This is a genomic window from Streptomyces sp. NPDC032721 (assembly GCF_055579625.1).
Genome location: NZ_JBVIMX010000042.1, coordinates 1 through 25,724, shown reverse-complemented (window position 1 = coordinate 25,724; position 25,724 = coordinate 1). Strand labels below are relative to the sequence as shown.

At 70.5% G+C, this 25,724-nt stretch carries 27 protein-coding genes; 13 read left to right on the top strand and 14 right to left on the bottom strand.

The genetic code is table 11. The features are described from left to right. Positions 1-144 precede the first annotated feature (144 nt). Positions 145-699 (top strand): GNAT family N-acetyltransferase, encoded by a 555-nt coding sequence (locus tag ACZ5PB_RS42295; protein WP_468698957.1) that lies wholly within the window; start codon positions 145-147, stop codon positions 697-699. Positions 700-707: 8 nt separating this feature from the next. Here ACZ5PB_RS42295 and ACZ5PB_RS42290 read toward each other — a convergent pair whose 3' ends face one another. From ACZ5PB_RS42290 to ACZ5PB_RS42260, 7 genes are all read right to left on the bottom strand, one after another. After that, positions 708-2,264 (bottom strand): amidohydrolase family protein, encoded by a 1,557-nt coding sequence (locus ACZ5PB_RS42290; RefSeq protein WP_468698956.1) that lies wholly within the window; start codon positions 2,262-2,264, stop codon positions 708-710. A gap of 176 nt (positions 2,265-2,440) precedes the next feature. Next, positions 2,441-4,360: a type IV secretory system conjugative DNA transfer family protein gene (locus tag ACZ5PB_RS42285; RefSeq protein WP_468698954.1), complete on the bottom strand. Its 1,920-nt coding sequence runs from the start codon at positions 4,358-4,360 to the stop codon at positions 2,441-2,443. Between the two features lies 1 nt (position 4,361). Further along, positions 4,362-5,801, bottom strand: a complete 1,440-nt coding sequence (locus ACZ5PB_RS42280) for an ATP-binding protein (RefSeq protein WP_468698952.1) — start codon at positions 5,799-5,801, stop codon at positions 4,362-4,364. A gap of 67 nt (positions 5,802-5,868) precedes the next feature. Further along, entirely contained in the window at positions 5,869-7,419 is a 1,551-nt protein-coding gene (locus tag ACZ5PB_RS42275) for an SCO6880 family protein (protein WP_468698951.1), read from the bottom strand. Then, positions 7,416-8,822, bottom strand: a complete 1,407-nt coding sequence (locus ACZ5PB_RS42270; RefSeq protein ID WP_468698949.1) for a hypothetical protein — start codon at positions 8,820-8,822, stop codon at positions 7,416-7,418. The genes ACZ5PB_RS42275 and ACZ5PB_RS42270 overlap by 4 nt, the downstream gene beginning before the upstream one ends. Beyond that, positions 8,812-9,672 carry a hypothetical protein gene (locus tag ACZ5PB_RS42265; protein WP_468698948.1) on the bottom strand — a complete coding sequence of 287 codons (861 nt, stop codon included), beginning with the start codon at positions 9,670-9,672 and terminating at the stop codon, positions 8,812-8,814. Before ACZ5PB_RS42265 ends, ACZ5PB_RS42270 begins: the two co-directional genes overlap by 11 nt. A gap of 191 nt (positions 9,673-9,863) precedes the next feature. Then, complete coding sequence (locus tag ACZ5PB_RS42260; protein ID WP_384346002.1) at positions 9,864-10,172, bottom strand: hypothetical protein; 309 nt, start codon at positions 10,170-10,172, stop codon at positions 9,864-9,866. Between the two features lie 494 nt (positions 10,173-10,666). Between ACZ5PB_RS42260 and ACZ5PB_RS42255 the strand changes: the two genes are divergently transcribed. Beyond that, a complete protein-coding gene (locus ACZ5PB_RS42255; RefSeq protein ID WP_468698947.1) occupies positions 10,667-11,248 on the top strand; it encodes an HhH-GPD-type base excision DNA repair protein in 582 nt (193 codons plus the stop codon). Positions 11,249-11,338: 90 nt separating this feature from the next. Here ACZ5PB_RS42255 and ACZ5PB_RS42250 read toward each other — a convergent pair whose 3' ends face one another. Next, complete coding sequence (locus ACZ5PB_RS42250) at positions 11,339-11,650, bottom strand: hypothetical protein (RefSeq protein ID WP_468698945.1); 312 nt, start codon at positions 11,648-11,650, stop codon at positions 11,339-11,341. Between the two features lie 99 nt (positions 11,651-11,749). On the opposite strand from ACZ5PB_RS42250, the gene ACZ5PB_RS42245 reads away from it, so the two are divergent. Next, complete coding sequence (locus ACZ5PB_RS42245; protein ID WP_468698943.1) at positions 11,750-12,175, top strand: hypothetical protein; 426 nt, start codon at positions 11,750-11,752, stop codon at positions 12,173-12,175. A gap of 29 nt (positions 12,176-12,204) precedes the next feature. Here ACZ5PB_RS42245 and ACZ5PB_RS42240 read toward each other — a convergent pair whose 3' ends face one another. Further along, complete coding sequence (locus ACZ5PB_RS42240; RefSeq protein ID WP_468698941.1) at positions 12,205-12,651, bottom strand: MarR family winged helix-turn-helix transcriptional regulator; 447 nt, start codon at positions 12,649-12,651, stop codon at positions 12,205-12,207. A 106-nt stretch (positions 12,652-12,757) separates the two neighbouring features. On the opposite strand from ACZ5PB_RS42240, the gene ACZ5PB_RS42235 reads away from it, so the two are divergent. Further along, positions 12,758-13,681 carry an alpha/beta hydrolase gene (locus ACZ5PB_RS42235; RefSeq protein ID WP_468698939.1) on the top strand — a complete coding sequence of 308 codons (924 nt, stop codon included), beginning with the start codon at positions 12,758-12,760 and terminating at the stop codon, positions 13,679-13,681. Here the strand turns inward: ACZ5PB_RS42235 and ACZ5PB_RS42230 are convergent. Then, positions 13,665-14,099, bottom strand: coding sequence for a hypothetical protein (locus ACZ5PB_RS42230; RefSeq protein ID WP_468698938.1), 435 nt, complete (start codon positions 14,097-14,099; stop codon positions 13,665-13,667). The genes ACZ5PB_RS42235 and ACZ5PB_RS42230 overlap by 17 nt on opposite strands. A gap of 134 nt (positions 14,100-14,233) precedes the next feature. On the opposite strand from ACZ5PB_RS42230, the gene ACZ5PB_RS42225 reads away from it, so the two are divergent. Next, entirely contained in the window at positions 14,234-14,572 is a 339-nt protein-coding gene (locus tag ACZ5PB_RS42225; RefSeq protein WP_468698937.1) for a hypothetical protein, read from the top strand. A gap of 252 nt (positions 14,573-14,824) precedes the next feature. On the opposite strand, the gene ACZ5PB_RS42220 is transcribed toward ACZ5PB_RS42225, so the two are convergent. Then, entirely contained in the window at positions 14,825-15,718 is an 894-nt protein-coding gene (locus ACZ5PB_RS42220) for an NAD(P)-dependent oxidoreductase (protein ID WP_468698936.1), read from the bottom strand. Between the two features lie 55 nt (positions 15,719-15,773). Between ACZ5PB_RS42220 and ACZ5PB_RS42215 the strand changes: the two genes are divergently transcribed. The 4 genes from ACZ5PB_RS42215 (at position 15,774) to ACZ5PB_RS42200 (ending at position 20,151) form a co-directional block, all read left to right on the top strand. After that, the gene (locus ACZ5PB_RS42215) at positions 15,774-16,199 is read left to right on the top strand and encodes a MerR family transcriptional regulator (RefSeq protein WP_468698935.1); all 426 of its coding nucleotides are present in this window, start codon (positions 15,774-15,776) and stop codon (positions 16,197-16,199) included. 54 nt (positions 16,200-16,253) lie between these two features. Continuing rightward, a complete protein-coding gene (locus tag ACZ5PB_RS42210) occupies positions 16,254-17,975 on the top strand; it encodes a serine/threonine-protein kinase (RefSeq protein WP_468698933.1) in 1,722 nt (573 codons plus the stop codon). 63 nt (positions 17,976-18,038) lie between these two features. Further along, the gene (locus ACZ5PB_RS42205) at positions 18,039-19,073 is read left to right on the top strand and encodes a C40 family peptidase (RefSeq protein ID WP_468698932.1); all 1,035 of its coding nucleotides are present in this window, start codon (positions 18,039-18,041) and stop codon (positions 19,071-19,073) included. 331 nt (positions 19,074-19,404) lie between these two features. Beyond that, positions 19,405-20,151, top strand: coding sequence for a phosphatase PAP2 family protein (locus tag ACZ5PB_RS42200; RefSeq protein ID WP_468698931.1), 747 nt, complete (start codon positions 19,405-19,407; stop codon positions 20,149-20,151). 24 nt (positions 20,152-20,175) lie between these two features. Here the strand turns inward: ACZ5PB_RS42200 and ACZ5PB_RS42195 are convergent, their stop codons facing one another. Further along, positions 20,176-21,783 (bottom strand): FAD-binding oxidoreductase, encoded by a 1,608-nt coding sequence (locus tag ACZ5PB_RS42195; protein ID WP_468698930.1) that lies wholly within the window; start codon positions 21,781-21,783, stop codon positions 20,176-20,178. 74 nt (positions 21,784-21,857) lie between these two features. Beyond that, positions 21,858-22,022 (bottom strand): hypothetical protein, encoded by a 165-nt coding sequence (locus tag ACZ5PB_RS42190; RefSeq protein WP_468698929.1) that lies wholly within the window; start codon positions 22,020-22,022, stop codon positions 21,858-21,860. Between the two features lie 118 nt (positions 22,023-22,140). Between ACZ5PB_RS42190 and ACZ5PB_RS42185 the strand changes: the two genes are divergently transcribed. Continuing rightward, on the top strand, positions 22,141-22,950 hold the full coding sequence (locus tag ACZ5PB_RS42185) for a hypothetical protein (protein WP_468698927.1): 810 nt from the start codon (positions 22,141-22,143) through the stop codon (positions 22,948-22,950). A 160-nt stretch (positions 22,951-23,110) separates the two neighbouring features. Beyond that, positions 23,111-23,278 carry a hypothetical protein gene (locus ACZ5PB_RS42180; RefSeq protein ID WP_468698926.1) on the top strand — a complete coding sequence of 56 codons (168 nt, stop codon included), beginning with the start codon at positions 23,111-23,113 and terminating at the stop codon, positions 23,276-23,278. 99 nt (positions 23,279-23,377) lie between these two features. On the opposite strand, the gene ACZ5PB_RS42175 is transcribed toward ACZ5PB_RS42180, so the two are convergent. Further along, positions 23,378-23,722 carry a metal-sensitive transcriptional regulator gene (locus ACZ5PB_RS42175; RefSeq protein WP_389255473.1) on the bottom strand — a complete coding sequence of 115 codons (345 nt, stop codon included), beginning with the start codon at positions 23,720-23,722 and terminating at the stop codon, positions 23,378-23,380. Between the two features lie 204 nt (positions 23,723-23,926). On the opposite strand from ACZ5PB_RS42175, the gene ACZ5PB_RS42170 reads away from it, so the two are divergent. Together ACZ5PB_RS42170 and ACZ5PB_RS42165 are read left to right on the top strand one after the other, a co-directional pair. Beyond that, a complete protein-coding gene (locus tag ACZ5PB_RS42170) occupies positions 23,927-24,547 on the top strand; it encodes a DUF47 domain-containing protein (protein WP_433546850.1) in 621 nt (206 codons plus the stop codon). 5 nt (positions 24,548-24,552) lie between these two features. Further along, positions 24,553-25,551: an inorganic phosphate transporter gene (locus tag ACZ5PB_RS42165; RefSeq protein WP_468698925.1), complete on the top strand. Its 999-nt coding sequence runs from the start codon at positions 24,553-24,555 to the stop codon at positions 25,549-25,551. Positions 25,552-25,724: the final 173 nt, after the last annotated feature.

Here is a 25,724-nt window from a genome sequence, read left to right as displayed (position 1 = left end):
GCAGGGGGGACCCTGTGGGAGAGTAGGACGCCGCCGAACAATCATTGTGGGAAAGCCCCGCACCTTATGGTGCGGGGCTTTTCTGCGTTTACGGGTTGTTTTAATCACGTTGCCCTCGGGTGGGGCCGTGACCAGGATTGGTTCATGGAACACCTCATACGTCGTGTACGTGCCGACGAATGGCAGCAGGTCAAGGAACTCCGGCTGGCCTCCCTCCAGGACCCGGCCGCGCCGATCGCCTTCCTGGAGACCTACGAGAACGCGTCCGCCCAGCCGGACCCCTTCTGGCAGGGCCGGACGGAGCGGGCGGCCTCCGGGGACGCCATCGCGCAGCTCGTCGCCGAGGCGCCGGACGGGCGGTGGGACGGGAGCGTGACCGTGATGGTCGAGCGGGCCGGCCTGACCGGGCCCTTTCCGGACGCGGCGGCCGTCGACCAGACCCACGTCGTGGGGGTGTTCGTACGGCCCGAGGCGCGGGGGACCGGGATCGCGGACGCACTGTTCAGGGCGGCGGTGGAATGGTCCTTCGAGCTGGCCGAGCCTCGGATCGAGCGGGTGCGGTTGTTCGTGCACGAGCGGAACGCGCGGGCGGAGGGGCTCTACCGGAAGGTGGGCTTCGAGCGGACCGGCCACACCGTCCCGATGGAGGGTGACCGGTCCGACGAGAACGAGATCGAGATGGCTGTGCAGCGCCCGTAACTACCGGGTCAGTGGGGTGCGTTGCAGGCGCAGCCCGGGGTGGCCGTGGTCGGGACCGTTCCCCCTTCGGGGGGAGTGCTCCTGGCCGCGGCCTTTTCTATGTCCGCGAGCAGGCGGGTGCGGTCCTTGGGGCCGATGTAGCGGCCCGCGTTGACGACGGAGTGGATCCGGCGGGTGTGGGCGATGTCGGTGAGGGGGTTCGCGTCGAGGACGACCAGGTCGGCGGGGCGGTGCTCGGGGAGGCGGAGCAGGCGGGCCGGGGCTGTGGTGGCGGCCTCCAGCACGCGGTGGGTGGGGACGCCTGCCTCGGCGAGGAGGCGGAGTTCGCCGTGCAGCGAGAAGCCTGGGACCGAGTAGCCGGTGCCGCTGTCCGTGCCCGCGATGAGCTGAACACCGGCGCGGTGCATCTCGGCGACCAGGCGCAGGCGGTGCTCGTAGATCTCGCGGACGCGGGCGCTGTCCTCGGGCGTACGGGAGCCGACCAGGGCCTCCAGGATGTGCGGCCAGGACTTGACCTGCCAGGCGGGGACGTACTTCCAGTCGTCGGACCGGGTGGGGAGTTCGTCGGTGCGTTCCAGGGTGTGATGGATGGTGAGGGTGGGGACGACGCGGGTGCCGTTCTCGGCGAGCGCGGCGAAGAGGCGGCGGGCGCGGCCCTTGTCGTAACTGCGCATCGCCTGCCACTCCAGGGGGTGCACCTGACGGAACCAGCTGTTGTAACGGGACAGGCTGGAGGGGTCCGTGGGGTCGATGCGGACCTTGGCCAGGCCCTCGCGGATCTCGCGTTCGCGGGAGGACGTGGCGAGGAGCATCGCGTGCAGGTGCTCGACGGAGCGCTGTCCCGAGGCGGCGGCGCGGGCCATCGGGAGGGTGTCGGGGCAGTGGCCGGCGAACGGGATGCCCAGGGTGCGGGACTCGTCGGCGATGGCCTCGTACGCCTCCGGGGAGAGCCGGGAGTAGACCTTCACGAAGTCGGCGCCCTCGTCCTTGACCCGGCGTACGGCGGCGCGGGCGGATCTGGCGTCGGTGACCTCGATGAGCGGGAGTCCGGTGTCCCTGGCCCAGATCGAGGGCGGGCCGTCGATGATTGGGCCGGCGATGACGAAGCGGGGGCCGAGGAGGGTGCCCGCTTCGATCTTCTCGCGCCAGGCGTGCTGGACCGGGGTGCCCCACATGTCGCGGACCGCGGTGACGCCGGTCAGGGGGAACAGGGGCGGGGTGATGTCGTCCTGGCCGTCGCTGGTGTGGATGTGCGACTCGATCAGGCCGGGGATGACGTACTTGCCGGTGAGGTCGATGACGCGGGCGCCGGCGGGGGCCCGGAGCTGGGCGCTGGGGCCGGAGGCTACGAGGTGGCCGTCGCGGAGGAGGAGGGTCTGGTCGGGGCGGGGGCGGGAGGTGGTGCCGTCGAGGACGGTGGTGTGGGTGAGGGCGAGGGTGGTTCGGGGGCCTGAGGGGGCGGTTCGGGGGGTTGTTGTTGCTGCTGTGGCCTGTGTGGTGGTGGGGAGTAAGGCTGCGCCGGTCAGGGCGGCGGTGGTGCCGAGGGTCTGGCGTCGGGTGGGCAAGGGGGCCTCTTCTGCCGGGGCGGAGTGGGTGGTGCTCCCTGGGGGTTCCGTGGGGAATCCCTGGGGAACACGTACGACTCTCGCGGATTCGGAGGCTAGGGGGCAGTGGGGGTGGGGGGTTTCTTCCGGGTGTACGTAGGTGTACGTAGGTGTACGTGGGCCGAGCCTGGGGAGCGTCAACGGGCGTGTGGCCAGCGGGACTTGAACTGTTCGTCGGAACGGAGCAGGGCCAGGGTCGGGAGACCTTGGCCCTGACCGGCCGTGAGGAGCTCCGGGAGCTGGGGAAGTGGAGCCACGGCCGCGACATCGTCCAGGACGAGCGTCATTGGTGGGTCGAGCCGACCGTCGGATGACCGTGCGGCCATGCGGCGGCCGTGCTCGACCACGTATGAGGCGAGGGCGGTGAGCAACGGCATCGCGCCCGGGCCGGTGGGGTTGGTGCGGGGGTCTTCGATTGCTTCACCGACCATGTAGAGCGTTCCCCCCTCGTCCACAAATGATTCCAAGGTGAGCGAATCGCTTCGGTTAGGGGTGCAAGATTCGCGAATGTGGATCGAGGAAAGGGCGGAGAGTGCACGGGTCGTCAACGCATGGGCCACGTCGCGGCGTTCGGGGTACGCGGTGAGGGCGGACTCCAGGAGTCCGGCGGCGCCGGAGGTGGCCTTGGGGTGGGTGCGGAGGATGCGGACGGCTTCGTGGGTGTGGGTGCCTTGGGACCAGCGGTGCAGGTGTTTTAGGGGGGTGCTGTTGGTGGTGGTGATGATGCTGGTGGTGTTGCTGGTGGTGAGGGCTGCGGCTTGGAGGTAGCTGCGGAGGAGCGTTTCGGCGGTGTCGGCGACGGCCGCGTCGATACGGGAGTGGGGGCGGATCGGCGCGAGGAGGGCGGTGGCGCGGGCGGCGGCGGTCTGGGGGTGCTGGCAGCCGGTGAGGGGGGACCAGTGGAGGCGGGCGGGGGTGTCGCAGAGGTGGTTGGGGTCGTAGAGGAGGACGGGGCCGAGTTTGGAGCGGGGGCCGGAGGTTTCGGTGTAGAGGGTGGGGTCGGAGGTGAGGATGAGGGCGGGGCCGGGGGCGTCTTGGATGGTTTGGAGGGTGGTGGGGCGGTGGGTGTGGCGGTTTAGGAGGAGGGTTGGTGCCGGTGTTGGTGGTGCCACCGGGACTGGGACTGGGACCGGGACCGGGACTGGTGTGGGCGCCGGGGTGGTGGGGTGCGGGTCGGGGGTGGGCGGGGGCGAGGGGGTCGGCTCCGCCGGGGGGCCGCCCCCTTGCCCGCCCGTTCCGCCCCCGGGGGGCGGCCCCGCCGCCCAAGGAGACGGGGCAACGTGGGCGGCTTCGCCGCCCAAGGGGGCGGGGGGCGTAGGCGGCTGCGCCGCCCGAGGGGGCGGGGCATCGTCCGCAGGGTGTGGGGCGTCGTGCGTCGGGTGTGGGGGCTTGGGTTTGTGGGTGGTGGCTAGGCGGGCTTCGCGGGAGTGGGCTCGGACCAGGCGCCAGCGGGCGAGGGTGCCCAGGGCGAAGATCGTGAGGACGATCAGGATCAGGAGCTGGCCGATGAGGAGGCCCCAGAAGAGGCCGTAGCCGGAGAGCTCCGCCGGGGGTGTGGTGGGCCAGGCGTTGGCCAGGTCCTGGGGGGACGTGACCAGTTGGCGTATGGCGGAGGGGGCGTTCGGGAGCGTGACGTTCTTGGGCCAGGCGCCGTGGGAGAAGAGGGCGGCGAGGCCGGTGGAGGTCCAGGTGAGGAAGGTGAGGCCGAGGAAGAGGGCGAGGAGGCCGAGGAGGAGGCCGTCGGGGATGCCGCCCGAGCGGTTGGGGGGCGGGGGTGGGCTGGAGTGGTGGGAATAGTGGGTGGGGCCATGGCGGAGGTGGGGCCGGGGCGAGGGGTGCGACTCCGTCGGGGGCCGCCCCCTTGCCCGCCCGTTCCGCCCCCGGGGGGCGGCCCCGCCGCCCAAGGGGGCTCGGCGCGTGGCCCCGTCGCCCAAGGGGGCTCGGCGGGCGGCCCCGTCGCCCAAGGGGGCTCGGCGGGCGGCCCCGCCGCCCGAGAGGGCGGGGGTGTAGGGGGCTGTGGTGGGCAGTAGGGCCTGGAGGAAGGGGAGTGGGGGCATGTCAGGCGACCGTGGCGTCCGAGGATTCGACTTCGGCCATTTGGGCTTCGATCAGGGCGGCGCGTTGTTCCGCTTCCCAGTCGGCGGCGCGGGCTTCCTCGCTGAGGAAGCCGTCGTCCTCCTCGGGGGCCGGGGCGGCGGAGGATTCCGTCATGGCGCGGTCCGTGAAGACCAGGGGGCGTTCGGCCTCGGTGATGAGGTGTTTGACGACCTGGACGTTGCCGTTGACGTCCCAGACCGCGATGCCGGGGGTGAGGGTGGGGATGATCTCGACCGCCCAGCGTGGCAGGCCCAGGACGCGGCCGGTGGCCCTGGCCTCGTCGGCCTTCTGGGCGTAGATGGTGCGGGTGGAGGCCATCTTGAGGATGGCCGCCGCCTCGCGCGCCGCCGCGCCGTCGACGACGTCCGAGAGGTGGTGGACGACCGCGACGAAGGACAGGCCCAGGCGCCGGCCGAACTTCAGCAGGCGCTGGAAGAGCTGGGCGACGAAGGGGGAGTTGATGATGTGCCAGGCCTCTTCGACCAGGAAGATGCGTTTGACCCGGTCGGGGCGGATCCAGGTGTGCTCCAGCCACACCCCGACGATCGCCATCAGGATCGGCATGGCGATGGAGTTGCGGTCGATGTGGGACAGGTCGAAGACGATCAGGGGGGCGTCGAGGTCGATGCCGATCGAGGTCGGGCCGTCGAACATGCCGCGCAGGTCGCCGTCGACCAGGCGGTCCAGGACCAGCGCGACGTCCAGGCCCCACGCCCGTACGTCGTCTATGTCGACGTTCATCGCCTCCGCCGACTCCGGCTCGGGGTGGCGGAGTTGCTCGACGATGTCCGTCAGTACGGGCTGGCGGGTGGTGATCGTCTCGTTGACGTACGCGTGGGCGACCTTGAGGGCGAAGCCGGAGCGTTCGTCGAGGCCGTGGCCCATGGCGACTTCGATGATCGTACGGAGCAGGGCGAGCTGGCCCGTGGTGGTGATCGCCGGGTCGAGGGGGTTGAGCTTGATGCCGCCGTCGAGGGCGGCCATCGGGTCCAGCCGGATGGGAGTTATGCCCAGCTGCTGGGCGATGAGGTTCCATTCGCCGACGCCGTCCTCGCCCTGTGCGTCCAGGACGACGACCTGGCGGTCCTTGAAGCGGAGCTGGCGCAGTACGTAGGTCTTCTCCAGGGCGGACTTGCCGTTGCCGGACTCGCCGAGGACCAGCCAGTGGGGGGCCGGGAGCTGCTGACCGTACAGCTGGAAGGGATCGTAGATGTAGCCCTTGCCGCTGTAGACCTCGCGCCCGATGATCACGCCGGAGTCGCCGAGACCGGGAGCCGCCGTCGGGAGGTAGACCGCCTGTGCCTGGCCGGTGGACGTACGGACGGGCAGGCGCGTCGTCTCGACCTTGCCGAAGAGGAAGCTGGTGAAGGCTTCCGTGGCTGCGGACAGCGGGTCTCGCATGGTCTGTCCTTTCGGGCGGTGCGGGGTGGTACGGGCTTCCGGTGGTCCGGGGGGTCCGGCGGTACGGCTAGCGGCGGATGCCGGTGGCGAAGGGGAGCGTGTTGACGAACGCGCGGTGGTGCTCGCGGTCGCACCACTCCAGCTTCAGGTACGACTTGCCGGCCGAGGCGCGGATGGTGCGCTTGTCGCGGGCGAGCGCTTCGGGGCTGCGGGAGGAGACGGTGAGATAGCCGACGATGTTGACGCCGGCCGCGCCGGACGCCAGGTCCTCGCCGCGCTGGTCGAGGCGGCCGTGGGCGGCGATGTCGCGGGGGTCGACGGTGCGGTTCATCTTGGCGGCACGGGACGCGTCGGCCTCGTCGTTGGTCTTCTCGGTCAGCATCCGTTCGATGGCGACCTCGGTGGGTTCGAGGTCCATGCAGACGGCGACGGTGCGGATGACGTCCGGGGTGTGGACCAGGAGCGGGGCCAGGAAGTTGACGCCGACGGGGGTCATCGGCCACTCCTTCACCCAGGCGGTGGCGTGGCACCACGGCTCTCGGGTCAGCGACTCGCGGGTCTTGGCCTGGAGGTACGTGGCCTCCGTCGCGTCCAGTTCGGCGGGCCAGGCGTTGCGCTTGGTCATGGCCTGGATGTGGTCGATGGGGTGGTCCGGGTCGTACATGGAGTGGACCAGCGAGGACAGCCGGCCCTGGCCGAGCGGCTGGCGGACCCGGATGTCGGCCTCGGCGAGGCGGGCACAGATGTCGGTCAGCTCGCGCGCCATGACGATGGCGAGACCGGCGTCCTTGTCGATCTTGCGCTGTCCCTTGGGGCGTGAGGCGCGGGCCATCGCGGCGCCCTCGGCGGCCAGTTCGCGGGTGTAGTGCATGCAGGCGACCAGATAGGCGCGGTGCTGCTCGCTGGAGGTGGAGACCATCGACTGGAGCTGGTCGTAGGAGTCGGTGAGCCAGCCGGGTGCTGAGTGGTCGCCGCGCTGGGCGACGTCCTTGGCGTGGGCGTCGGGGTCGGCGGGGAGGGTACGGGCCAGCATCTGGAGCCTGGTCACGAAGCCGTCGCCGTTCGCCACGTGCTTGAGCAGTGTGCCGAAACGGTCCACCAGGGCTTCCTGGTCCTCGCTGTCGCGCAGTCCGACGCCGGGGCCCTCGATCTCGATGGCGGCGGTGACGGTGCGCCGGTCGGCGTGCAGGAGCACGGCGATCTCGTCCGGGCCGAAGGGGGCGGCCAGCCAGTTGATCCGCCCGATGCCGGGCGGCGGGCCGATCTCGACCTCGCGGCCGTCGCCCTTGACGCCGGCCTCCATGGCCTGGGAGCGGTACGTGGTCCCCTTGCGGAGGTTCCGCTTGTAACTCCGGTTGATCTCGAACCACTTGTAGAAGGTGCGGTGCTTGTACGGCACGTACACCGCCATCAGCGCGACCAGCGGGAAGCCGACGAGCAGCATGATGCGCAGGGAGAGGCTGGGGACGAGGAGTCCGCACATCATGCCGAGGAACGCGCCCGCGATGATCAGTGCGATCTCGCCGGTCTCGCGGTTCTTGCCGACGATCGCGTTGGGCCTGGCACGGCCGATGAGATACGTGCGGCGCGGCGTGATCGGGTGGGACTGGGTGGTCAACGCCCTCCCCCTCCTGGGTTCTTGCGGTGGCCGTGGGGCGATCCGGAGGTTCCGGAGTGCCCTGTGCTGCCGTTGCCGCGGTTGCTGTGGGTGCTGTTGCTACGGGCCGAGGGTGCGGCGGACGGGATGGCACCGCCGCCTCCGCCGGTGCCTCCGCTTCCGCCTCCGGTTGAGGGGCTGCCGCTGTCGCCCGTACGGGAACTGTGGGCGGCCATTCCGCCGGAGGCGTTGGCGGTGGACGCCTGGCGCGGGGCGGGGGCGCTGCCGCCGCCGCGGGCGCTGTGGGTCTTGATGCCCTGGGAGACGAGGTTGGCGGGGGAGGAGATGACCGCGGAGGCGCGGGCGCCGTCGGTGACCTGCTTGCGGCTGGCGCTGGCGGCGGCGATGTCGTCGCCGAAGCCGGGCACGAAGCGGTAGATCATCGCCGAGGCGAAGATGGCGAGCAGGATGATCGCGAGGCCGGAGACGACGGCGGAGAAGGCGTTCGGCCCGTCACCGCCGGAGAGGGCGCCGGCCAGGCCGAGGACGATCACGATGACCGGTTTGACCAGGATCACCGCGATCATGATGCCTGCCCAGCGGCGGACGTGGCTCCAGAGGTTCTTGTCGACGAGGCCCGCGTAGACGACGGTGCCGAGGAGGGCGCCGACGTACAACAGGGCGGCACGGATGACCAGTTCGAGCCAGAGGACGCCTGCGGCGAGGATCGTGACGAGGGCGACGACGATCAGCATGATCGGGCCGCCGCCGATCTGGTCGCGCTTCTGGAGGGCTTCGGCGAACGCTCCGAAGAAGACGTCGGTCTCGCCGCCGGTCGCGGAGGCGATGACCTTGGTGACGCCGTCGGTCGCCGAGACGATCGTGTAGAGGATCAGGGGGGTGAAGGCGGAGGCCAGCACGGTCAGCCAGAGGAACCCGATGGCCTCGGACACGGCGGTGGCGAGCGGCACCCCGCGCATGGCCCGCTTGGCGACGGCCAGCAGCCACAGGACCAGGGTGAGCACGGTCGAGGCGGCGAAGACGACGGCGTACTGCTGGAGGAACTTGGCGTTGGTGAAGTCGACGTTGGCGGTCGCGTTCACGGCCTCGCTGAGCTTGCGGACGATCCACGCGGCGGCGTCGGCGCAGCCTTTGGCGAGGGAGGTGAGGGGGTCGAGGGTGGAGTCGGCGGGGGAGGGGGCGATGGTGGAGGGGGAGGAGCCGGGGGCGGAGTTGCCTTTTTCGCAGTACTCCTTGGCGGGACCGATCAGCAGGTCGCAGGGGTTGTTGCTGCCACTCGGGGCCGGCGTCGGCGGCGGTGTGGGTGCGGCGGCAGCGCGGGCCGCCCACACGAAGAACGCCACCTGGACGGTCGCCAGGGTGGCGGCTGCCTGGCCGGTACGGCGTCGGAGGCTACCGGGCATAAGTGAACCCTCCGTACTCTTCGACTGCCTTGCTGATCTCCTCCGAGCTGGAGGCCGCTTCGTCACCGGGGAGCGGGGTCGGCCCCTTCTTCTGCGCGTCGGCGACGATCTTCCAGTCGTCGGCGACCCACTTCAGGTCGAAGGTCCAGGTGCCCCAGTTCGATTTCACCGGGTCGATCGACTTGGCGCCGGACATGCCGATCAGGCCGCTGTACCAGACGGAGACCTTGGCGTTGTCGGCGTCGACGGACTCGGTCTTGGTGCCGATCGGGAGGGTGCGGGAGACGAACACGCTGCCCTCGGGGGCCTTGCCGTCCGCGTCGAGGCCCAGCTTCTGGAGGAACTGGGGCGAGTACGCCGCGTCCTGCGGTCCCTTGAGCTTGGTCGCCGACTCCGGCGTGTAGAGGGCGTCGACGATGCGGTGGCGGCTGTCGGCCGTGAACATGTCGACGGAGCCGAGCGCCACCGCGTAGTTCGACGCGGCGCTCTGCGCGCCCTGGGCGTTGCGGGCGAACCCCGAGGGGATCCCCGTCGCACCCTTGTGCTGCACGGGCTTCTCGCCCGTCGCGGCGGTCGAGTTCGAGGAGGGGGCGCCCTCCTTGCCCTTCTCCTCGCCGCCCGGGCCACTGCTTCCCGGGCCGCGGTTGGCGAAGGCGATGGCTGCTACCAGGAGCACCACCACCCCCACCACCGTGATCATCGACCGCGAGGTCCGCACGCCCGGTCGGCCGCCGCCGCGTGTCCGGCCCGTGCCCGCGTCCTCCGGCATCCGGGTACGCGTCTGGCGGGTGCCGCCCAACGTCGTGTAGGGGTCGTCGGTCCCCCTCCGGTCGTCGTCACCGAGGCTCATGCCGCGTACGCCCCCTCAGCCTTTCGCAGTCCCGCGTCGTAGTCGCCGTACTCGTACTCGCATTCGTATGCGTAGTGCTTAGACGGTAGCGGGGCCGCTTCCCGCGTGGGCACGGTGTGGTGACTCGTCATCAGGAAACGCAACCTCAGGGGGAGGGCCGGGCACGCCCGGTGAGGACTGGGGAGAGGTGGCTAGACGGCCATGCCGTACACGATCGTGAAGAGCGTTCCGAGTGAGCCGATGATGAAGACACCGGTCAGCCCGGCCACGATGAGGCCCTTGCCCTGTTCCGCGCTGAACGTGTCACGCAGAGCCGTCGCACCGATCCGTTGCTTTGCCGCACCCCAGATGGCGATGCCGAGGCAGAGCAGGATGGCTACGGCCATCACGACCTCGATCATGATGCGGGCTTCGCTGCCGAGGCTCCCGAACGGGCCCCAGTTCGGCGCGATTCCGCCGATGATGGTGGTGATATCGCCCTTTTCGGCTGCCAGGATCATTAAGTCACCGCCCCTGTTGGGTAGTTCGCACGCCTGCCGGACGGCAGGGAGCATCGCCCTATCTTCGCTGATGAAACCGCCCCGGTATGTCGACTTGGCGGCTCTCTTTACCGGACTTCCGCACGTACGTCCGGCCCCACCGCTCTGACCTGCGGTGCGGAGGGGGTGAGGCCGGTTGTTATGCGAAAAGCCGTATGGTCACTCTGTGTATCACGGGGGGTGACTCCGGGCAATGACTGGCGTTAGGCACCCTGGCTCTGTTACGTGCCGGGGGGCTCGGGGAGGCCTTGACGTGTCGGGTAGGCGTGCCAACGCCGGAAGGTGATGCTCCGTCACTCCCGGTGCGGGTGCCGGCGGGCTGCCCAGCGGTGGCGGTTCCCGGGCAGGGGCCCGAGGCTGAAGGGCAGAGCCGACGGCTGACCGGGCCGCGTGGGGCCGTGCGGTGCGGTGCGGCACGCCTCGCGCCGTGTCCCCGGGCGGGGGATGATCCTCCTGTGGCCGCTCATCCCACCCTGCACCTGGCCCAGGCGCCGGCCGCCGACGAGCTCCTCGGCCGCAGTCCGCTGGCCCTGCTGACGGGGATGCTGCTCTACCAGCAGGTTCCGGTGGAGTGGGCGTTCCAGGGCCCGTACACGATCGCCGGCCGCATGGGCACGGCCGATCTGGACGCGCGTGAGATCGCCGCGTACGACCCGGGGCGCTTCGCGGCGTTGCTCGCCGAGAAGCCCGCCGTACACCGCTTCCCCGGCACGATGGCGCGACGGATCCAGCAGTTGTGCCAGTACCTGGAGGAGCATTACGGCGGTGAGGCGAGCGCGGTCTGGGCGGGGGCCGCCTCGGGCGGGGAACTGCTGGAGCGACTGCGGGATCTGCCCGGTTTCGGCGACCAGAAGGCGCGGAGTTTCCTCGCGGTGCTGGGCAAACAGCTCGGCGTACGGCCCAAGGGATGGCGTACGGCGGCGGGCCCCTACGGCAAGGCGGGCGTGTACCGGTCGGTCGCGGACATCACGGACCCGGAGTCCCGGGCGAAGGTCCGCGCGTACAAGCAGGGAATGCGGAACGGTGGGGAGGGCTGACCGGCGCAGTCGAGCTCTGTGCGGGTGGTTGCGGGTGCTGATGCGTTCCTGGGCTTCGGGGGGAGACTTCGATGAGGTCGGAGTACGGGGTCAGTGGGCCTGGTTCAGTGCCCGTATCGCCCAGATGAGTGCGCCCAGCGGGATCACGACGATCATGGTGCCGAGCGTGATGCCCGACCGGGCCCGGAAGCGGTCGACTCCCTCCTGGCCCCGCATCCTGCGCAGCGCGACGATGCCCGACGCGATCGCGGCGAGCGCCAACGGTACGACGGAGAAGAAGAGGAGATGGCGGGACCACATCGGGGCCGGGAGGGGGAGCAGGGGCACGACCACCATCGCCATGGCGGCCGACGCCAGTACGAGCGACACCGTGCCCCGCGAGCGCTGCTCTGTGGAACTCATGATCAGGATGCTAGGCAGCGGCTTCCGCCCTCCGCCTGGGCGCGAGTACCTAGGTTGTGCTGAGTATGCGCAGAGGGACGATCGGCGGCAGGGGGCTTGATGATCACTCAGGGCGTGAAGATCACTTCGCGGTGCGACGACTGCGGTGGCGTACTGACGCGTGACGTCGGCCAGTTCATTGATCGCGGGCAGGTGTGGTGGGGCACCGAAGGGAGCTGCTCGGCCTGCCCCGCCGGGTGGTGCGAGCAGGACAGTGGCGGAGTGACTCCCGAGGAGATCCGGCAGGCGTTGCTGGCGGAGCACGGACCTGTCCGGCTTCGTCTCGCGGCGGACCGCGGGGCGAGCCTTGTGCCCGTTCTGCAGTCCCTTCGGGAGGCGTACGGGCTGACGTTGGCGCAAGCACGGGCCTTGGCCGGCGAGCTGCGGGTGACCGGGCTGGTGGGGACGTTGGTCGAGATGGAGTTCTTGGCTGCCGGGCTTCGTCGCCGGTCCGTCGCGGTGACCGTCGGGGCGGCGGTCGGTTGACGGCCGATTGACGGTCCGGGCTCAGGAGTTCAGCCCGGTTGGCCGTGGGAGCCTGCCTCAAGGGTCGCGCGGAGGGCCGCCAGGGTCGCGGCGATGCGGTTCAGGTCGTCGGGAGGGACGGTCGCCGTCAGCGCGGTGAGTTCGGTGGTGACGACGGTGCGGGAGGCGGCCAGTTGCTCCTTGCCCTCGGGGGTGAGGCGCAGGACGGACGAGCGGCGGTCCTGGGGGTGCGCGACCCGTACGCACCAGCCTGCGGCGACAAGTCGGTCGACCGCCTTGCTCACGGCTCCGACCGTGATCGCCAGCTCGCCGACGATGTCGAGCACGCGGCATTCCGGCACGCGGTCGATGATCTCCAGGAACTCGAACTGACCCAGGGCCAGCTCCTGTTCGCTGCGCAGCCGGGCGTTCACCGCGTTGTAGAGACGGGTCTCGACGCGGACGAGATCAGTGAAGATCGATGTGATGTGGGTCACGGCAGCTCCGATAGATTCCTAGGAATCATCTTCCTTGGAATGTGGTTAACTCCACCAAGTGGATTCCTGGGAATCCATCTTCTCACCCCGATCACTGGAGGCCACCATGTCCCGACAGCAGCGCGACGCACTCGATGCCCTGCTCCGGTCCGCTCCTCGCGGCGAGACGCCGCCCACTGTGGAGGAGCAGCGCACCGGTTTCGCCGCGGCTCTGACCAGGCCCGCGCCGGACGGCGTGGCTACACGCAGGACCGTCCTCGGCGGGCGGCCGGCCCTGGAGCTGGCACCGGCCGAACTCTCCGGCTCCGGCCGGGGAAGACTGCTCTATCTGCACGGTGGCGGCTACGTCGTCGGGTCCCCCGACACCCACGCCGGGCTGGCCGGGGAACTGGCACTCCGTACCGGCCTGCGAGCCGTGTCGGTGGATTACCGGCTGGCGCCCGAGCACCCCTTCCCCGCCGCCGTCGACGACGGGCTCGCGGCCTACCGCGAACTGCTGGAGACGGGTACCGACCCGCGGGAACTCGTCGTGGCCGGTGACTCGGCCGGTGGCGGCCTGAGCATCGCCACCCTGCTTGCGGCCCGCGAGGCCGGACTCCCGCAACCGGCCGCCGTGGTCACCTTCTCCCCGTGGGCCGACCTCACCCTCACCGGGGCGAGCATGCGTACCAAGGAGGCTGCCGACCCGATCTTCAACGCGGCCGATGTGCGTGCCTACGCCGATCTGTACGTCGGTACGGGTGACCGCGCGCATCCCCTGGCCAGCCCGGTCTTCGCCGACCTCACCGGGCTGCCGCCGCTACTGGTGCAGGTCGGGGCCAACGAGGTGCTGCTCGACGACGCCGTCCGGCTGGCCGGGCGTGCGGGCGCCGACGACGTCGACGTCACGCTCGAAGTGGGGCCCGGCCTCCCTCACGTCTTCCAGCTCAACTACGGCCGGCTCGACGAAGCGGACGCCGCACTCGACCGCGCTGCCCGCTTCCTCACCGCACACCTGGGCGCCGAGCTCGCGCTCAGTGGTCGTTCTTGAACTTGTACGCGCGGCACTCCGACTCCTTGCCGCCCTGGTAGCGGCAGAAGAGGAAGCCGATGGTCTTGTTCTCGGGGAGGTCCATCTTGCCGCCCTCGCTCGCGCGGTGCGTGATGCAGTTGCCCTTGCCGCCGACCCATGTCTCGTAGATCGTCGGGCCGTACGCGTCGCCGAGCGCGACCCACATCTTGACCGCGTGGCCGTCCGCGTCGATGTCGCAGATCTTGAGGATGTCCCCGTACTCGGTGAACTCCGCCTTGCCGCTGTATCCGAACGCGCCCCAGGCGTCGCCGGTGTTCATGGTGTGGTCGGCGGCCGTGGCCGAGGTGCTGATGCCGAGTGTGAGCGCGAACGAGGCCGCGAGTACGCCGGCCGCTTTTGCTGCCTTGCTGAGGTTCCTGAGGTTCCTGACGTTCATGGCTGGCGATCCTAGCCATGGGAGATCACGTCGGGGTCGCGCCTTTTGGTGGGTTCGGTTCAGGAATGTGGGGCCTGAAGTGGGCTGGTGAGAGGGTTGTCGTACATGAGACCGCAGGGTGTGGAGGGGTTCGGATGAGTGGTGGCAAGGGGAAGGGTGCGGCGGTTGGTGCCGGGGCCGGGGCTGGTGCCGGTGCAGCGTCGGGGGAGAAGGAGGAGCCGGGGTGGGGGATTGCTCTGGTGCTGCTGGGGGTCGCCAGCCTTGTTGTGCGGTGGACCGACGGGCCCTGGAACTGGTGGGCGGTGCTGTGGATTCCGCTGTACTTGCTCGGGATCGGTGCGGTGGTCCATGAGTGGCGGCTGTTGTATCGGTGGCACTGGCAGATGCCCTTCTTGGGGTGGGCGGCGATGGTGACCACTCACATCAGTGCGCTTTTCACGCTGGGGCTTGCGACGGGGGTGTTGCCCAAGTGAGGTGAGGTGAGGTGGGGATTGGCGGGGGCGGAGGGGTGGGGTGCCGGGGTGGGGCGGGAGCGGAGGGTTCGGCTCCGCCGGGGGCCGCCTCCTTGCCCGCCCGTTCCGCCCCCGGGGGGCGGCCCCGCCGCCCAAGGAGGCGGCGGTATGCCCCGCCGCCCAAGGAGGCGGCGGTATGCCCCGCCGCCCAAGGAGGCGGCGGTATGCCCCGCCGCCCAAGGAGGCGGGGGTATGCCCCGCCGCCCGAGGGGGCTAGGTCTGCGGGTGTGGGGTGCTGAACTGCTTGATCAGTACTGGGTATTGCTCGGCGCCGTGGCCGGCGGTTATGGCGCGGGTTGCCATTGTTTTCAGTAGCTTTGGCAGCTCGGTGTTTACGCCCGCTGCCTCGCTCTCCTCCAGCAGGTGCTCCATCGCCCGGGCGTCCGTTTCCAGTGCCGACACCTCGGCGGGGAACGCGCCGCTGTCGACCTGTTCGGCGTAACCGGGCAGCCAGGTGGCGACTCCGGCCGCGATCTGCTGGGCGAACGGGGCGTACGTCCGTGCGTCGATGCCCGCCGTCCTCAGCAGGGCCGTGCCCTGGAGCCACGCGTTGAGGACGCTCCACATCATCGTCAGGCCCGCCGCGTCGTAGAGCGAGGCCAGGCCGTGGTCCGCGCCCAGGTGCGTGACCGTGCCGAGGGCGGCGAGCGTCGGCTCGTACTCCTCGAAGTCGGTGCGCGGGCCGCTGTGCAGGATCACCGCCTCGGCGGTGCCGATCACCGGCGGGACGGCCATGATCGCGCCGTCCAGGTAACGGGCGCCGCGCTCCCCGGCCCAGCGGGCGGTCTCCCTGGCCTGGGCGGAGCTGCCGGAGGTGAGGTTGAGGAGCAGGGTGCCGGACAGGTCGGGCCCGTGGGCGTCGAGGAGTTCGTGGACGGCGGGGTAGTCGGTGAGGCAGATGACCGTCAGGGTGCTCGCCTTCAGCGCGGCGGCGGGCGTCGGGGCGCGGTGTGCGCCGGCCGCGACCAGCCCGTCAGCCTTGGCGGGCGTGCGGTTCCAGACGGTGGTGGGGTGGCCGGCCCTCAGGAACGCGGCGGAGAGCGCCTGGCCCATCAGGCCAAGTCCGATGACCGTTACGGGTGTTGTGGGTGCGGTGTTGTTCGTCATGGCAGCATCGTCGACGTTGATACCGGTGTGAAGGTCAAGTAGTGAGGTTGCTGCGATGCGGATCGGGGAGCTGGCACGTCTGACGGGCGTCAACACCCACCAGCTGCGCTACTACGAGGCCCAGGGGCTGCTGGAGGCGGAGCGCGGCGCCAACGGCTACCGCGAGTACGGCGAGAGCGCCGCGCTGCGGGTGCGGCAGATCCGGCACCTGCTCGGGGCCGGGCTGTCCTCCGAGGACATCGCCTATCTGCTGCCGTGCGTGCAGGGCGAGGCCCCGGAACTGGCGGGGTGTCCCGAGCTGCTTGCCGCGATGCGGTCGCGGCTCGGGCGGATCGACGAGCAGCTGGACAGCCTCGCGCGGTCCCGTGGTGCGCTGGTCGGCTACATCGACGCGGCCGAGCGCTCGGGCCGCGAGAACTATCCGCCGTTCGACGGGTCCCAGGAGGAACAGGAGGAACAGGAGGAAGGGGCCGTTGCCTGATTCCTCCCAACTTCCCCTGCTCGTACGGCAGTACGCGTCGGTAAAGTCTGGCCCGTGGAATCACTCAGGCCCCGTCAGGATCCGGCGGGCATCGGTACGTACACCCTTCTCGCGCGCCTCGGCGCCGGTGGCATGGGGCAGGTGTATCTCGGGCGGTCGCCGGGCGGGCGGCTCGTCGCGCTCAAGGTGATCCGCGAGGAGATCACCGACCATCCGGAAGCGCTGGCCCGCTTCCGGCGCGAGGCGAACACGGTGCGCGCCGTGCGCAGCGCGTACACCGCGAACCTCATCGACGCGGCGCTGGAGACCGCTCCGTACTGGATCGCCACCGAGTACGTGAGCGGCCCGACCCTCGCCCACGCGGTGCGCGAGCGCGGGGCGTTCCCGGTGGACACCGCGCGCGGGCTGTTCGCGGCGCTGGCGGAGGGGCTCGCGAGCGTCCACGCGTACGACGTCACGCACCGGGACCTGAAGCCGATGAACGTGATCCTGGGCGCGCAGGGGCCGCAGCTGATCGACTTCGGGATCGCGCGCGGCGTCGGGGACACGGCGCTGACCGTGACCGGGATGGCTCCCGGGACGCCCGGGTTCACCGCGCCCGAGGTGCTGATACGCAATCAGGTGGGGCCCGAGGTCGATGTCTTCGCGCTCGGAGCGACCGTCGCGTACGCGGTGACGGGTCGCCCGCCGTTCGGGAGCGGGCCCACCGACGCGGTGTCGTACCGGGCGGTGCACGAGCCGATCGACCTGGACGGGGTCGCGGACGCCGGGCTCGTCGAGCTCGTACGGGCGTGTGTGGAGAAGGATCCGGCCGGGCGGCCGACGCCCGAGGAGGTCATCCGGCGGTGCGGGGTGCGGACCGCGCTGGTGGACGACGGGTTCTACGGGGCGGTGGTCGGCGGGCTCGGGGAGGTGGTGCCGGAGGCGCCGGTGGTGCTCCACGAACTGCCGACCGGGGGACCGGGGTTGGGGTACGTACCGACGCTGGGCGGTGCCGGTGGGGGTCGTACGACGGATGCGGTCCCCGCTGATGCCCGCCGCCGGGCCAGGCCGTGGATCGCGGCCGTCGCGGTGGGGGCGGTGATCGGGATCTCGGTGGCGGGGACGCTGTGGCTGACGGGGCCGGACGGCGAGGAGGGGTCGACGGGTACGCCGGGGGCGGCCGGGCCGAAGCAGACCACGGAGGCCAAGCAGACGCAGGCGGCGGCGTCGGGCGGAGGCGGGGGCGGCCGGGCCCCCGGGCAGACCCCCGGCCAGATCCCGGGAGACCCCCCGAAGAGCAAGCAGCCGGTCGGCCCGCCGCAGTACGTCGAGCAGACCGCCCCCGCTCCCCACTGGTGGAACGGACTGCGGAACAAGTGCGCGCTCCCCCCGGAGGAGGAGGGGCCGTTGCACCTGCAGACCTCCCTTCCGCGCGGGGGCGCGCCCGACGACACACCGCCGGGCAAGGTACGGATCGGCTACCGGCTCAAGTACGCCGTGGAAGGCGCGCCCCCGTACTACGTCGCGGTCGCCGTGAAGCCCGTGTCGAAGGACGGGAAGGACAACACCGAGCTGGGAGCGGTGAGCAAGGTGCTGAACCTGCACGAGGGCGGAGGCGAGGAGTTCAAGGACTTCGTCTACCCCGACGACTTCACGACCACGAAGGGCGGCAAGAAGCTGCCCGCGGCCCCGCTCTCCTCGTACACGGGCGAATGGACCGTCAGTTATCTGCACGTCAAGGCACCCAGGGAGTACAAGGTCTTCCACTGCGAGGGCTTCATGTACCCCTTCTAGAGTGGTCCGGGTGCTTCCGGTCGGCGACATGCCTGTGTCGAAACGGACGTACATCCGGCCCGGATGGGGGAGGGTTGTGGGGTGCGCAAAGTCTGGGTAGCGAGTGGGGTCGGGGCCGGGATGTTCCTGGCCTTCGTCGCGCTGCTCGTCGTCGGTACGTTCTCGGCGGCGGCCGGTATCGCAGGTCAGGGCGGTGCCGGAGGGCGTGCGGTCGGCCTTGCGAAGGGCGCGGTGCCCGGGCTGTACCAGCCGCTCGTCCAGAAGTGGGGCAACCTCTGTCCCGCCATCAACCCGGCGCTGCTCGCGGCGCAGCTCTACCAGGAGAGCGGCTGGAACCCCAAGGCGGTCAGTCCGGCCGACGCGCGGGGCATCGCCCAGTTCATCCCCGGCACCTGGGCCGCCCACGGTGTGGACGGGGACCGCGACGGCGACAAGGACATCTGGGACCCGGCGGACGCCATCCCGTCGGCCGCCTCGTACGACTGCGAACTGGCCGGGTACGTCAAGAAGGCACCGGGGGACCCGACCGACAACATGCTCGCGGCCTACAACGCCGGGGCGTACGCGGTCATCAAGTACGGCGGGGTCCCCCCGTACCCGGAGACCAAGAACTACGTCAAGATCATCCGCTCCCTGGAACAGAGCTTCGCCAAGCCCATAGGACGCGTCGCCCCCTCCCGGCAGGCCGCCGCCGCCATCTACTACGCGCAGAAGAAGCTCGGCACCCCCTACCTCTGGGGCGGCAACGGCACCCCCGACCAGCAGGGCCGGTTCGACTGTTCCGGGCTGACGCAGGCCGCCTACCGCACCGTCGACATCGAGCTGCCGCGCGTCGCCAACGACCAGTACAATGCCGGACCCCACCCCACCCGCGAGGAACTCCTCCCCGGGGACCTCGTCTTCTTCTCCGACGACCTCACCAACTCGCGCAAAATCCGCCACGTCGGCATCTACGTCGGCGGCGGCTACATGATCAACGCGCCCTACACCGGCGCCGTCATCCGGTTCGACAAAATCGACACCCCGGACTATTTCGGTGCGACGCGAGTGACGGAAGCGGGGGCGGAGGCGCTGCCGACCGCCCGTCCGCAGGTGTGAGCAAGTGGTGAGGCCTTTTCGCGGAAGCCTGACGGGCCGTCGTACATGGCCGGAACTCTGTGTGACGAGTCGCCCCTGAGCTGGGACGATGGGTCAAGAGTCGATAACGTCATGGTGATCGTTCGGTGGAGAGTGGAACCCGGGCCGGGTGCGGGGCGTTCCCTGGACGGGACACCGGTCGCGCTGACCACGCGGCTGTCGCACCGACCGCACCGACCGTACTGACCGCACCGAACAACCTGATCACACGTCACAGACCACACGTCACAGACCACACGTCGCCGAAGAACCGTCACGGGGGTCGACACAGCAAGGGCAAGGGGCCGTACAGATGGCTGGACTCGCAATGGATGGGGCGAACCCCGACGTCAGCCTGCTCTACGACATCAACGGCATCGCCGTCGACGCCCCCCACTGGGCGGACCGGATCGTGGAGTACGTCGGCGAGTACGGGATGCTGCTCGGTCTCGTCCTGGTGGGCGTGTGGTGCTGGTGGCGCGGGCGCAGCCGTGGGACCGCCGAGGACTCGGTGGCGTCGGCCGCCGCGATCGTCTGGGCACCGCTGGCGGCCGGGATCGCCCTGCTGGTGAACATTCCGATCCGGGGATTCGTGGAGCGCCCCCGCCCCTTCGTCGAACACAAGGGGCTTGAGGTCCTGGTCGACGGGAAGACCGACTTCTCCTTCGTGAGCGACCACTCGACGATCGCGATGGCGCTCGCGGTCGGCATCTTCATGGCCAACCGGAAGCTGGGCCTCCTGGGGATCCCGCTGGCGCTGGGCGCCGGCTTCTGCCGGGTGTACATGGGGGTGCACTACCCGTCCGACGTGATCGGCGGGTTCGCGCTCGGCACGGCCGTCGCGCTGCTGCTCGCACCGCTCGCCATGATGGTGCTGACGCCGGTGGTCGCGGCGATCTCCCGGTGGGGCGTGACCGCTTCGCTCGTACGGAGCCGGGAGGCGCGGGACACCGACGCCGAGCGCCGGGCCGCCGCGCTCGCCGGGCAGGCGCGGGCGGTGGCGGAATCGCGGCGCGCCCGTGGCGAGGACGGGCGCGGGTTCAACGACCTTGCTGCGTGAGGGGGTTGGTGTCCCGGTGCCCCGTCAAAGGGCTTGTGGGAAGTCGAAGACGCGGTCCGGGTCGTAGCGGGACTTGAGTGCGGTGAGGCGGTCGGCGGCGGCGCCGAAGTAGGCGCGGCGCCAGTCGGGGAGCGTGGGGTCGGTGTAGTTCTGGTACGCCGACCCCGAGGCGTGCCGGCGCATCGAACCGTGGGTCGTGGTCAGCCACTTCTGCTGCGCGGTGCCCGGGGTGCCGGGGCGCCAGGAGGCCGTGTACTGGGCCAGGACGCGCATGTCGCGGTGGACGAACGCGGTCGCTCCGGGGGCGACCCGGTTGACCGCGCCGCCCAGCGCGGTGAGCATCACGGTGCCGCCGCCCCCGCCCTGGGCGGCGGTGATGCGGGTGAAGCCCTCGACGCCGGAGAGCAGGGTGCGGATCCCCGCCGGGTCGATCGCGCGGGCGAAGAAGTCGGAGCGGGCCCCGTACGTCTCCCGGCCGAGCGCGCCCTCGGGGGTACGGCCCGGGGTACGGCCGGGTAGATGGCACTGCGCCTGGGAGAAGTCCGCGCAGCCCGCGTACAACAGCATCGACTCCCGGTAGCCGCGCGGGCGCAGCGACGTGGAGCGGGGGGACGCGCCCGCCGCGTCGGCGAGCCGGTCGAGTGCATTGGCCAGGTCGCCCTGGGTGCCGAGGGAGAACACGGAGAGGGACAGGGTCGGGTTTCCGCCACCCGCGCCCGCCGACACGTGCGCCGACGACCAGATCTCGTCGGGCTGGTCCGGCCCCCACCGCTGCCAGGCCGCGAGCACGGCGGCGGCCTTCGACCAGGGCCAGGTGAGGTTGCCGGTGACGGCGCGGGGCGTGGGATGCGTACGGAATTCGAGGCCGGTGACGACACCGAACTGGCCGTTGCCCGCGCCGCGCAGGGCCCAGAAGAGGTCGGGGTTCTCGGTCGCGTCGCAGCGCAGGGTGGTGCCGTCGGCCGTGACGAGCGTGGCCGCCGTCAGGCTGTCGCAGGTCAGACCGTACGCACGGGAGACGACGCCGTGGCCGCCGCCGAGGACGAGGCCGGAGATGCCGACGCTGGGGCAGGAGCCGCCGGGGACGGTGCGGCCGGTGCGCGCGAGGGACTGGTAGACGTCGATGAGTTTCGCGCCGGCGCCGATGACGGCGGAGTCGCGGGTGGGGGTGGTGAGGGTGGCCAGTTTGGACACGTCGATGACGAGGCGGCCGGTTCCGGAGGACCAACCGGTGTACGAGTGGCCGCCGTTGCGGATGGCGACGGGGGTGCGGGTCGCGCGGGCGTACGCGAGGGCCTCGCGGATGTCGGCCTCGTGGGCGACGTAGGCGAGGGCGGCGGGGCGGAGGTGGTCGAAGCGGGTGTTGTAGAGGCGGGCGGCGGGGGCGTAGTCGGCGTCCTGGGGGCGGAGGAGGGGGCCTTCCAGGGTGCGGGCGAGGGCGGCCAGGTCGTGGGGGGCGGAGGGCTTGGGCGTGGGGGGTGATGTCGCCTTTTCCGTCTGCGGCGAGGACGGGGTGGTGGGCTTGCCGCTCTGGTCCGGGCTCCGACTCTGGCTCTGGCAGGCGGTGGCGGTCGCCGCCGTGGCGGTGGCCGTCGCGGCGGTGGTGAGGAACGTGCGGCGCTTCAGTGACATGGGGCCTCCCGTGGGGAGGGACGGCGGAGCGGGGGTGCGGGGTTGCACGCGGGGGTGTGCGGGGGCGAGTGGGCTCACGGGTGTTCGGCGTGGGCGGCCGCGTCCTGGCGGGCCTTGTCGCGGCTGCGCCGGGAGGGGCCCCGCCAGCCGCAGGCGCACTGGGCGTGGGTGAAGGAGCCGCGTTCGGTGGTGGTGACGTGATGGGCATCGGCCGGGGGCCGCGGGTCGTTCGGGGACACGGCCCCACGGTACTGGGGGACGGTGAACGGCCCGCGTCACCTTTCGGGGCGTGACGCGGGTGCGGGTGGGGTCGTTGTACGGGGAGAGCAGGGGGCTCTCACTTCGGAGGCAGGCGGGATGGACAGGGTCAGAGGCGGGGCGGTCGGACTTGCTGCCGTGGTGGGGCTGGTGGGGACGACCGCGGGGTGTGCCGGCGGTGGTGCCGCCGCCGTCGACCGGCAGAACGGGGACCGGGCCGAGGTCGTCAGACGGGCGGCGGCCGACACCGTCCTGCGGACCGGGAGCGCGGGCGCGGTGCGTACCGGGATGGAGATGGCGGCCGGCGGGACGCGGGTCACCATCCGGGGCGAGGGGACGTACGACTTCCGGGGCAGGCTGGGGCAGTTGAGGCTGATGCTGCCCACCGGGCCCGCCGGGCAGGAGGAACACCGGCCGATGGTCGAGGTGTTCGCGCCGGGTGCGCTGTTCATGAAGAACCGGGGTGCCGGGGTGCCCGCCGACAAGTGGGTGCGGATCGAGACCGCCGCGCTGCGGGACGGGAACCTGGTGACGGGCGGGGCCACCGATCCGATGGCGGCCGTGGAGCTGCTGCGGGGCGCGCGGGAAGCGACGTACGTGGGGAAGGAGGGCGGGCTGCGGCACTACCGGGGGATCGCCGATCTGCCGCGTGCCGCGCGGGCCGCGTCGCCGGAGCTGCGGGGGCCGTTCGGGGCGGCGGCGAAAGGGTTCTCCAAGAAGGGCGTGCCGTTCGACGCGTACCTCGACGAGCAGGGGCGGGTGACCAAGGTGCGTCACCGGTTCGGCTTCGTGAACGGGGGGAAGGAGGTGGCCGTGGCGTCCACGACCTCGCTGGCGGCGTTCGGCAAGCCGGTGCGGATCGTGCTGCCGCCCGCCAAGGACATCTACGCGGGGAAGATCCGGCAGTAGGGCGGCGGGGGTGGTGGAGCCGCGGTTGTCACCCGGCGTGCTCCGGCGCATGGCGAGGGCGGGTGGGGGTGAAATGGTCCGTCCGTGCCATGCGCGGTGTGTGCCCTCCTCCCTACGCTAGGAATTCGGCCCGTGGCAGAAGCAAGGTCGGGAAGAGGTGATGCAGGTGGTTCCGTTGCGTGGTGCGGCCGTACAGGACCGCGTTGCCCTCGCCGAGATCGAACTGTGCGGTGAGTTGATGATCGCCGCCTCGTCCGCGGACGGGGAACGGCTCAGTCCGGACCGGATCGACGAGGTGCTCAGGGCTGCCGCGAAGGAGTTCGAGTAGTTCGGGCAGGCGGAGCAGGTGCCGCAAGCGGTGAGGGGGAGGCGGTAGTGGCCGCCTCCCCCTCCGTACGCCTGGAGCCCGTACGCCCTGTGAGGACGATCAGGTGCGCATCATCCGGGCGATCGCCTTCGTGGCTTCCTCGACCTTCTCGTCGATCTCCGCCCCGCCCTTGAGCGCCGCGTCCGCCACGCAGTGCCGCAGGTGCTCCTCCAGGAGCTGGAGGGCGAAGGACTGCAGGGCCTTCGTGGAGGCGGACACCTGGGTGAGTATGTCGATGCAGTAGACGTCCTCGTCGACGAGCCGCTGGAGGCCCCGGATCTGGCCCTCGATGCGGCGCAGCCGCTTGAGGTGTTCGTCCTTCTGCTTGTGGTAGCCGTGTGTCACGGCGGCTTCGGAGGGCGCGTCCGTCGTGGTCACGCCGGCCGCCTCTTCGGTGGTCGTCATCGCGTCCTCCTGGGGCGAATCAATGGGGTTACATACCCCTCATGGGTATATTGTACGGCGCTTTTCGCCGGGCCGCGGGGGCCCGTGCCCGCCACTCTGCCCGATGGGCGACACTGAAGAACGCCGGTTAGTGCCAGTTAGCCGTGGCCGGATGATGCGCCTAGCATCAGCCTGACCGAATCCAATGCACCCCGAGGACCCCACGTGCGCTTTCGTCTGACCCCCCGGGAGACGAGCTTCTACGACATGTTCTCCGCATCCGCGGACAACATCGTCACGGGCTCCAAGCTCCTCATGGAACTGCTGGGAGCGGACTCCTCCGCCCGGGCCGAGATCGCGGAGCGCATGCGGGCAGCGGAGCACGCGGGCGACGACGCCACTCACGCGATCTTCCACCAGCTGAACTCCTCGTTCATCACGCCCTTCGACCGCGAGGACATCTACAACCTCGCGTCGTCCCTCGACGACATCATGGACTTCATGGAGGAGGCCGTCGACCTGGTCGTCCTCTACCAGGTGGAAGAACTGCCCAAGGGCGTCGAGCAGCAGATCGAGGTGCTGGCGCGGGCGGCGGAGCTGACCGCCGAGGCGATGCCCGGGCTGCGCACGATGAGCAACCTGACCGAGTACTGGATCGAGGTCAACCGGCTGGAGAACCAGGCGGACCAGATCCACCGCAAGCTGCTCGCCCAGCTCTTCAACGGCAAGTACGACGCCATGGAGGTGCTGAAGCTCAAGCAGATCGTTGATGTGCTTGAAGAGGCGGCCGACGCCTTCGAGCACGTGGCGAACACGGTGGAGACCATCGCCGTCAAGGAGTCCTGAGCTTCGTGGACACCTTTACGCTGGTCGTGACCATCGCGGTCGCGCTCGGTTTTACGTACACCAACGGCTTCCACGACTCGGCGAACGCGATCGCGACCTCGGTCTCGACGCGGGCGCTGACCCCGCGGGCGGCGCTGGCCATGGCCGCGGTCATGAATCTCGCCGGTGCCTTTCTCGGGCAGGGCGTCGCGAAGACCGTCAGTGAGGGCCTCATCGAGACGCCGCACGGCCAGAAGGGCATGGCGATCCTGTTCGCCGCGCTCGTCGGGGCCATCGTGTGGAACCTGGTGACCTGGTACTTCGGGCTTCCCTCGTCGTCCTCGCACGCGTTGTTCGGCGGCATGGTGGGTGCGGCGCTGGCCGGCGGGACGGAGGTGATCTGGGGCGGAGTGCTGTCCAAGGTCGTCATTCCGATGTTCCTGTCGCCGTTCGTCGGCCTGATCATCGGCTATCTGGTGATGGTCGCGATCATGTGGATGTTCCGCCGGTCCAACCCGCACAAGGCGAAGCGGGGATTCCGGATCGCTCAGACCGTGTCGGCCGCGGCCATGGCGCTGGGGCACGGTCTGCAGGACGCGCAGAAGACCATGGGCATCGTGGTGATGGCGCTCGTGATCGCGGATGTGGAGGGGCAGAACGATGCCATTCCGATCTGGGTCAAGGTCGCTTGTGCGGTGACGCTTTCGCTCGGTACGTACGCGGGTGGCTGGCGCATCATGCGGACGCTGGGGCGCAGGATCATCGAGCTGGATCCGCCGCAGGGTTTCGCGGCGGAGACGACGGCTGCTTCTGTGATGTACACGGCTTCGTTCATGTTCCACGCGCCGATCTCGACGACGCATGTGATCACTTCGGCGATCATGGGCGTCGGCTCGACCAAGGGGCCGAGGGCCGTGCGGTGGGGGGTCGCGAAGAACATCGTGATGGGGTGGTTCATCACGATGCCGGCGGCGGCGGTGGTGGCGGCGGTCAGTTTCTGGGCGGTACAGCTCGTCTTCGGGTAGACGGGTGGGATTGATCGTGCGTGGAGGGCCTGCTTCCGGTTTGCGCCGGGGGCGGGCCCTTTTGCTGTGGGGTGGGGATGTCGCGCCTGCGGCGGGCTGTGCCCCTCCCCGCCCCTTCCCTAAACCGCTCCGCGGGGCCAGGGGTTGTTAGCAGCGGGTCGAGTGTGGTTGCT

Coding starts and splice junctions, on each gene's coding strand:
- ACZ5PB_RS42295 (WP_468698957.1), top strand. CDS start 145: ATGGAACACCTCATACGTCGTGTACGTGCCGACGAATGGCAGCAGGTC.
- ACZ5PB_RS42285 (WP_468698954.1), bottom strand. CDS start 4,360: ATGCCCCCACTCCCCTTCCTCCAGGCCCTACTGCCCACCACAGCCCCC.
- ACZ5PB_RS42280 (WP_468698952.1), bottom strand. CDS start 5,801: ATGCGAGACCCGCTGTCCGCAGCCACGGAAGCCTTCACCAGCTTCCTC.
- ACZ5PB_RS42270 (WP_468698949.1), bottom strand. CDS start 8,822: ATGCCCGGTAGCCTCCGACGCCGTACCGGCCAGGCAGCCGCCACCCTG.
- ACZ5PB_RS42265 (WP_468698948.1), bottom strand. CDS start 9,672: ATGAGCCTCGGTGACGACGACCGGAGGGGGACCGACGACCCCTACACG.
- ACZ5PB_RS42260 (WP_384346002.1), bottom strand. CDS start 10,172: ATGATCCTGGCAGCCGAAAAGGGCGATATCACCACCATCATCGGCGGA.
- ACZ5PB_RS42250 (WP_468698945.1), bottom strand. CDS start 11,650: ATGAGTTCCACAGAGCAGCGCTCGCGGGGCACGGTGTCGCTCGTACTG.
- ACZ5PB_RS42245 (WP_468698943.1), top strand. CDS start 11,750: ATGATCACTCAGGGCGTGAAGATCACTTCGCGGTGCGACGACTGCGGT.
- ACZ5PB_RS42235 (WP_468698939.1), top strand. CDS start 12,758: ATGTCCCGACAGCAGCGCGACGCACTCGATGCCCTGCTCCGGTCCGCT.
- ACZ5PB_RS42230 (WP_468698938.1), bottom strand. CDS start 14,099: ATGAACGTCAGGAACCTCAGGAACCTCAGCAAGGCAGCAAAAGCGGCC.
- ACZ5PB_RS42225 (WP_468698937.1), top strand. CDS start 14,234: ATGAGTGGTGGCAAGGGGAAGGGTGCGGCGGTTGGTGCCGGGGCCGGG.
- ACZ5PB_RS42220 (WP_468698936.1), bottom strand. CDS start 15,718: ATGACGAACAACACCGCACCCACAACACCCGTAACGGTCATCGGACTT.
- ACZ5PB_RS42215 (WP_468698935.1), top strand. CDS start 15,774: ATGCGGATCGGGGAGCTGGCACGTCTGACGGGCGTCAACACCCACCAG.
- ACZ5PB_RS42205 (WP_468698932.1), top strand. CDS start 18,039: ATGGGGGAGGGTTGTGGGGTGCGCAAAGTCTGGGTAGCGAGTGGGGTC.
- ACZ5PB_RS42200 (WP_468698931.1), top strand. CDS start 19,405: ATGGCTGGACTCGCAATGGATGGGGCGAACCCCGACGTCAGCCTGCTC.
- ACZ5PB_RS42195 (WP_468698930.1), bottom strand. CDS start 21,783: ATGTCACTGAAGCGCCGCACGTTCCTCACCACCGCCGCGACGGCCACC.
- ACZ5PB_RS42185 (WP_468698927.1), top strand. CDS start 22,141: ATGGACAGGGTCAGAGGCGGGGCGGTCGGACTTGCTGCCGTGGTGGGG.
- ACZ5PB_RS42180 (WP_468698926.1), top strand. CDS start 23,111: ATGCAGGTGGTTCCGTTGCGTGGTGCGGCCGTACAGGACCGCGTTGCC.
- ACZ5PB_RS42175 (WP_389255473.1), bottom strand. CDS start 23,722: ATGACGACCACCGAAGAGGCGGCCGGCGTGACCACGACGGACGCGCCC.